Origin of the sequence: Arsenophonus sp. ENCA (assembly GCF_002287155.1) — a bacterium.
In the GTDB taxonomy this organism is placed as follows: domain Bacteria; phylum Pseudomonadota; class Gammaproteobacteria; order Enterobacterales; family Enterobacteriaceae; genus Arsenophonus; species Arsenophonus nilaparvatae.
In genome coordinates this window covers 1-2,031 of the sequence record NZ_NHNG01000106.1, presented here as the reverse complement: position 1 = coordinate 2,031, position 2,031 = coordinate 1, and the positions used below count along the sequence as shown (strand labels likewise).

Here is a 2,031-nt window from a genome sequence, read left to right as displayed (position 1 = left end):
AAAAAACATAAATTTTCTTAAATTACAATAAGTTGTATTTGATTTATAAGGTTTTGACTATTTATATATCATGCTGAATTAAACTTAAAAATAGAGCGTTTTTTTATTGGTGCGAAACTCGTGTACAATAAAATAAAAAGCAGTTTATCTAGTGGGGTTGGGATAAATCCTTTCTGCCCTGCACCCATCTGCCGCTCGTGATCTTTTCGATTCTTTTTCCGATAAATCAAATAACAAGCTGAAAATTCAGCGGCTAAATTTTTCAATTCTTCGACTGATAATCCAATGATTGCTTTACATAAACGATTATCTGGTAACAGCCGCTCTTTGTTGATCATTTCAAACCTTTATTCTCTAAGTTAAACCTCTTTTTATTCTCAATAGCGTGACAAAAAATGCAAGTCTCTATTCAGCAACTAGTTTATTGTGTTGTGATATTAAAGCAATCAATTTTGCTAGCTAACATGCTCATTTTTTTTGATAAAATATTTAGTCGCAATTCAATCGGTTTAAAATGAGGGTATAGTCAGTAAATCGATTATTTATAGTAATATAAATTGATGTTTTGATATAAATGAACAGAAAAAAAAGAATAAATAATGACTCTGATATGAAAATTAGCGCGATGTAAAAAATATTTTGTTAGGATAGGCTATTGTAATGGGATAATGGTATCCATTTTTTGAATGTTTAGTTAAATTAATGTTGAATTTTATTGTTGGAGAAATGCATGTCATCGCTCAGTCAAGAAGCGCATCTTGTTCGTAAAGCACTAGAAGCACGTGGTCTTGAAACCCCTCTTTGCGGTCAATCTCTTTCCTCAAATGAGCGTAAACAACAGATTGAAGGGCACATGATTGAAATTATGCGTTTACTTAATCTCGATCTTAAAGATGATAGCTTAGCGGAAACACCTAAGCGCGTTGCTAAAATGTATGTTGACGAAATTTTCTCAGGCCTCGATTATAATAACTTTCCTAAAATTACTTTGATCGAAAATAAAATGGATTTCGACGAAATGGTAACGGTTCGCGATATTACGTTAACTAGTGTTTGTGAGCATCATTTTGTCACTATCGATGGTAAGGCGACTGTGGCCTATATTCCAAAGGATAAAGTGATTGGTTTATCTAAAATTAATCGTATTGTTCAATTTTTTTCTGAACGGCCACAAGTTCAGGAGCGTTTGACCCAGCAGATTTTAATTGCGCTACAAACTTTATTAGGTACAAGTAATGTCGCGGTTTCAATTGATGCTGTTCATTATTGTGTGAAAGCCAGAGGCGTTCGTGATGTAAGCAGCAGCGCTATGACAACCTCGCTAGGTGGTTTATTTAAATCAAGTCAAAATACCCGTCAGGAGTTTTTACGCAATATTTCTCGCCTGCGCTACCGCTAATTAATGTTTGTTATTAAAGCCAGACGGCAGCGGATTGAACAAATTGATCTGCTGCGTGCAAGCGCTATTTTTGCAATTTTGCTGGTTAATATTTTTGCTTTTGCGCTACCTGAATTAGCTTATGTGAATCCAGTTTATATTGCTAGCACAACAGCCGGCGATATTTGGTGCTGGGTATTTTTGAATATTTTTGTGCTGGGAAAATTTCTGGCAATTTTTAGTTTGTTATTTGGTGCAAGCTTTGAATTTTTGTCTAAGCAGGGTTTATATTGGAATCAAATTCGTCTGTTTGTGTTGGCTATTATTGGTCTGCTGCATGGCATTGGGTTATGGGATGGGGATATTCTATTGCCTTATGCTTTGACGGGGCTATTGGCAATAAAATTTATTCATTTTAATAACACTAGGCAGCTCTATTATCAATCTATTGTTATTTATTTATCCGGCTTAATTATTTTTGGCAGTTTTAGTTATTTTACTGATGCTTCGTCATTTTGGTATCCAGCAGAAAATGATTTTACTAATGAGATCAACATTAAAATAGCGGGCGGATGGAAAGCGTTCTTATATCGGGCTGAATCGGTAGCACAAAGATTAATTATGATAGTGATCCATTATGGTTGGCAGTTATT

At 34.5% G+C, this 2,031-nt stretch carries 2 protein-coding genes and 1 pseudogene; 2 read left to right on the top strand and 1 reads right to left on the bottom strand.

Annotation, left to right across the window (positions count from 1 at the left end):
• Positions 1-68: 68 nt before the first annotated feature.
• Positions 69-338 (bottom strand): hypothetical protein, encoded by a 270-nt coding sequence (locus CBG25_RS03090; RefSeq protein ID WP_290604444.1) that lies wholly within the window; start codon positions 336-338, stop codon positions 69-71.
• 392 nt (positions 339-730) lie between these two features.
• On the opposite strand from CBG25_RS03090, the gene folE reads away from it, so the two are divergent.
• Entirely contained in the window at positions 731-1,399 is a 669-nt protein-coding gene (folE, locus tag CBG25_RS03085) for a GTP cyclohydrolase I FolE (RefSeq protein WP_290604443.1), read from the top strand.
• Positions 1,400-1,402: 3 nt separating this feature from the next.
• Positions 1,403-2,031 (top strand): annotated as a pseudogene (locus tag CBG25_RS03080) (hypothetical protein); the annotation flags it as partial.